The following is a 4,246-nucleotide window of genomic DNA, read 5'->3' on the forward strand; positions in this document are numbered from 1 at the left end:
CTCACTCCTATCCCCAATCCTACCGAATACTAGGAAGTAATCAGCATATAGACCCTGGGTGGTCCACATCTTAGTCCCCTTAACAACCCACTCACCACCCTGCCTCTCTATGGTTGTCTCTATATTCGCTGCATCACTCCCACAGCAGGGCTCGCTCAGAGCGAAGGATCCTATGGCGTCTCCAGAGGCGAGCTTTGGAACAACCTCCTCAACAACCCTCTTACCCCCATACTTCGCTATCACATGAGCTACAAGTGTTCCCTGAACCTCTGGTATTAGCGAGGCTGAACCGCTATATCTAGCGAGCTCCTCAAGAACGACCGAGACACCCAGTAGATCGAGACCAGCACCACCAAGATCCTCTGGGATATTAGGGGTTAGAATCCCCATCCTACCCATATCCCTCACAAGCTCCCTCGGATACCAGTTCTCAGCATCTATCTTCCTAGCTAGGGGAGCAACATATCTCGATGCAAACTCCCTAACAGTCCTCCTAAGTATAGATAGATCCTGCGTCGACAAAGGCCCACCGAATAATATGTGCTAGAAAGAAAATATCCCTCCTATGAGGATAAGTATTTCTATGGTTTTTAGATATAACTAAATCCGATCTAAAGGATCTATTTAGATCTCTTCTCTAAGGCTTTCCACCATAGAACTCCAACGATCTTCTGACAGCTTCTCTATGTAATGGGGTTTGCCAAGCAACATCCACCCCGATCCCAAGTTCCATATCTCTTTCTGGAGGCGGCGCATCTATCCATGACCAAGGATCTCTCTTGGGTATTACATCCACTATTAGATTTAGTTCCACCAGCTTATCCATAAGACCTATTCCCTCCCGACTCATCAGCACATCAGGGTCCTCCACAGCTTTTGCAAGCAACTCTCTCTCATACTCAGCTAGCGAGGAGATAAAGCCTTTAACCCTCTTCTCTCTAATCAACCAATCAACCACCCTATCGAAGACCCACCCACTCGTCATAAGATTAGCTAGTACAGCTGGATTCCCACCGGAAAACCTCCAGATCTCTTCAAAACCAGGTTTATCGCCAGGAAGTTGATTATAGAGCTCTCTGAACCCCTCGATAGTCATATTCCACATAGGCAGGCTATTAGCCCATCTATGCCTACCAATCTCCCTTCTAGAGATACCCTCGCTTGTTGCGACTATCGTTACTATTCTCTCATAATCAGCTGGCGGATATTCTATCAATCCCAGTAACCCCTTTACATAGATAGAGGCTCTATCCAACCCAATGGCTTGGAATACATCATCGGCTAGGATAGCCAGCCTTTTCCTCCCAGCTTTGATCATCTCTCTGGCAGCATCTATAACAGCCCATGCAACCCTTCCCCAGGCATCCTCGGTAGCCCCTCTAACTATTTCGAGCAGTCTATTCTTAACATCCTTAACACCAATCTCTGCCTGTAAGATCCTCTCAACAGGGTTTACATAGATCACATCGAAACCCAGCTCCCTTAACAATTCAGCACTCTGTTTAAGCCATGCTGTTTTCCCACAACCCTCAGGCCCATATATAACTTGAACCAGCCTAGTACCTCTTCCAGCCCACTCCTCAACCCTTTTCAAACCTAGCTCCCTATCTACGAAATCAACCTCTATATTGTCTGCAAATCTCAGCTTTATCCTTCTCATCTAGCTGGTATCCTCCTATAGATCTTAGGTGGTTATTATAGCTTTATATCCCTACTAGTTATAGCTGAAAGGACATATATTGATTAGTATGAAGGGAGCTATAGCAGTTGCCAATACATATTACAACTGAAAGCCTCACCCTCCAGGGCGGGGATGTTGTTAATGCCTATACGCTTGATGCTAACACCATCGCTAAATGATGAGGTAGTGATGCGCATGGTAACCAAGTCCGTTTCCCCTCTTAAGCAATAAGATTCTCGTGGTATTTTTAACCCCCACGATATATATATCTTGATATCTATGGCTGAGCATGCTACGTCTATTGGGATAAACGTTATAGCTTCTATTCTCACAGAGTATGCTAAGAGGATCATTGATAAGGCTGTCAGGGGTGAGAAGCTAAGCGACTGGGAAGTGGGCTTCCTACTTATGGAGGCAACGAGGATGACGCTAGAGGTTAGAATGGATGCTATTGAGAAGAGAATGGCTAGCCTAGAAGAGAGTTTAAAAACAAAGATTGAGGCTCTTGAGAAGAACCTATCAGAGAGAATGAACTCGATTGAGAAGAGGATAGACATGCTCGAGAAAAGGGTTGAGGGGTTAGAGGCTGATATGAAGCAGTTGAGAGCAAGCATGGATAGCCTGAGAGATTTGGTAATAAATAGGCTCGTTGAAGCATTAATTAGGAAGCAATAGGCTATATCGAAGAAATACTGAGCTCTCCCCGCCCTAAAGAGGCGAGGCTTTCAGTTGTAACGGTATCTGCAAGAATCAGAAGGGAGGTCTATGAAAAGCTAAAGAGGTATGGTATAGTTATAAGTGATGTTATTAGACGTGCTTTGGAGGGGGAGGTTAGGAGGAGAGAAGAGGAGGAGCTACATAGAGTGTTGAGAAAAGCCCAGGAGATCCTAGCTAGAATACCTCTGGAGGAGCTTGTTGAGGCTATCAGAAGCAGTCGTGAGGAGAGATGAAGAGGCTATTCGATGCTTCGGCGTTGCTAAATGTAATTAGAATACTTAGGGATCATCGCCTCTATATATCAAGGATATATCTCATCAATATATGTTTTCTATAATATATATTGCGGTGGGTTAGGTGGAGCTATATGCTATAATAGGTACTTTCTCTATAGTTGCTCGAGATCCTGGGAGTGGGGATTTCGGTGTTGCGGTGGCTACAGCGGCTCCTGCTGTTGGTGCTCTAGCTCCCCATGCTATTGCTGGTGTTGCCGCTGTTTCAACGCAGTCATTTGTTAATGTTGATCTTGGTAGGAAGGCTGTTAGGATTGCTGAGCTGGGTGTTAGGATTGGTGATGCTATTGAGTCTCTCCTGAAGGTAGATCCTCATAGGGAGTACAGGCAGATCATTGGTGTTGATAACCATGGATCCTATGGATACACGGGATCTAAATGTGTTCCATGGGCCGGCCATATAGTGGAAGACGATGTAGCGGTTGCCGGGAATATGATAGCTGGTGAGGCTGTTCTAGAGGAGATGTTGAAGGCCTATAAAAGCTCCTCCGGAGATCCTTTTCCCCTCAGGCTTTTAAAGGCTCTCAAGGCTGGTGAGGATGCTGGAGGCGATATAAGGGGAAAGAGATCGGCTGCTCTCCTAATAGCTTCGAGGAATCCTAGGTGGGAGCATAATCTGAGGGTTGATGATCATGTGGATCCTGTGAATGAGCTGATCAGGATATATAATGGTGTTATCGAGACCATGGAGGCTTTTAGAAAGAGGTATGGGGAGCTTATGGATATAATAAGGCTCTAGACCAGCTATTAAATAGATCTTTTTACCAGGCATAGGAATCGATATTAATATATCTCTATTGTAACTATATTGGGAGAGCTATATGAAGGATCCACGAGATCTTCTTAAGATGCTCATACCACTAAAATGCGTTAACGACCCAGCCTCAGGAATAAAACCAGGGGCTGGATGTATCAATGGTGTTGAGGATGTTATGAGACAAGGCGGTATGGATCCAAAGGTCATGGAGAGCGAAGGGTTCTACACGTTCTACGAGGTATACGGCTCTGGAGAGCCCGTTGTTCTCTACCTAGCTCACTACGATGTTGTCCCACCAGGCCCGTCGTGGAGCTCGGACCCCTTCACCCCTAGGGAGGCTGGTGGGAGGCTATATGGTAGGGGCTCTGCAGATGATCTCGGGAACGTAGCTGTCTTGATATCGGCATCAGGGAGCATCGCCCGTGTTGTTGAGAAGTACGGGGGCACGGCTATAATTGCTTTCACAGGTGATGAGGAGATCGGTGGCTATAACGGTGCTAGGGTTCTCAGAGAATATCTAAGATCTAGGGGGTTATTCCCAAGCTATATGATCAATGCGGATGGCTCAGGCCTGGTTATAATCAATAGGAGGAGGAATGCCTTTAAAATAACCCTCGAGGCAAGGGCTAGGACAATAGGTGTTAGAGGCTCTATAGAGAGGATTACTAAGAGCCTTGTAAGTAGAAGCTATGACCCCTTCCCCGCCCTGAAGGGCGGGGTTTTGCTGGGGTCTCGGGTGTTACCCCCCTTTGTGGGGGCTACTCCATTATGATGAACGATGTAGGATAGTGGTTTCTT

Annotated in this window: 6 protein-coding genes; 4 read left to right on the forward strand and 2 right to left on the reverse strand. The window is 46.2% G+C overall.

All coding sequences use genetic code 11. From position 1 onward, the window contains the following. Together QXE01_11790 and QXE01_11795 are read right to left on the reverse strand one after the other, a co-directional pair. The coding region (locus tag QXE01_11790; GenBank protein ID MEM4971919.1) for an acyl-CoA dehydrogenase family protein at positions 1–522 on the reverse strand (522 nt) is incomplete at its 3' end. A 115-nt stretch (positions 523–637) separates the two neighbouring features. Next, positions 638–1,660 (reverse strand): ATP-binding protein, encoded by a 1,023-nt coding sequence (locus QXE01_11795; protein ID MEM4971920.1) that lies wholly within the window; start codon positions 1,658–1,660, stop codon positions 638–640. Positions 1,661–1,960: 300 nt separating this feature from the next. On the opposite strand from QXE01_11795, the gene QXE01_11800 reads away from it, so the two are divergent. The 4 genes from QXE01_11800 to QXE01_11815 all read left to right on the forward strand — a co-directional run bounded on the left by QXE01_11800 (position 1,961) and on the right by QXE01_11815 (position 4,220). Continuing rightward, positions 1,961–2,356: a hypothetical protein gene (locus QXE01_11800; GenBank protein MEM4971921.1), complete on the forward strand. Its 396-nt coding sequence runs from the start codon at positions 1,961–1,963 to the stop codon at positions 2,354–2,356. Between the two features lie 143 nt (positions 2,357–2,499). Next, entirely contained in the window at positions 2,500–2,631 is a 132-nt protein-coding gene (locus tag QXE01_11805; GenBank protein ID MEM4971922.1) for a hypothetical protein, read from the forward strand. Positions 2,632–2,755: 124 nt separating this feature from the next. Next, positions 2,756–3,430, forward strand: a complete 675-nt coding sequence (locus QXE01_11810) for a DUF1028 domain-containing protein (GenBank protein MEM4971923.1) — start codon at positions 2,756–2,758, stop codon at positions 3,428–3,430. Positions 3,431–3,512: 82 nt separating this feature from the next. Further along, the gene (locus QXE01_11815; protein ID MEM4971924.1) at positions 3,513–4,220 is read left to right on the forward strand and encodes a M20/M25/M40 family metallo-hydrolase; all 708 of its coding nucleotides are present in this window, start codon (positions 3,513–3,515) and stop codon (positions 4,218–4,220) included. The last annotated feature ends 26 nt before the right edge of the window (positions 4,221–4,246 follow it).

It is taken from the genome of Sulfolobales archaeon (genome assembly GCA_038897115.1).
GTDB lineage: Archaea > Thermoproteota > Thermoprotei_A > Sulfolobales > AG1 > AG1.

What these genes read in the sequence shown, in the direction of transcription:
- QXE01_11800 (MEM4971921.1), top strand. Translation starts at nt 1,961, where the DNA reads ATGGCTGAGCATGCTACGTCTATTGGGATAAACGTTATAGCTTCTATT.
- QXE01_11815 (MEM4971924.1), top strand. Translation starts at nt 3,513, where the DNA reads ATGAAGGATCCACGAGATCTTCTTAAGATGCTCATACCACTAAAATGC.
- QXE01_11795 (MEM4971920.1), bottom strand. Translation starts at nt 1,660, where the DNA reads ATGAGAAGGATAAAGCTGAGATTTGCAGACAATATAGAGGTTGATTTC.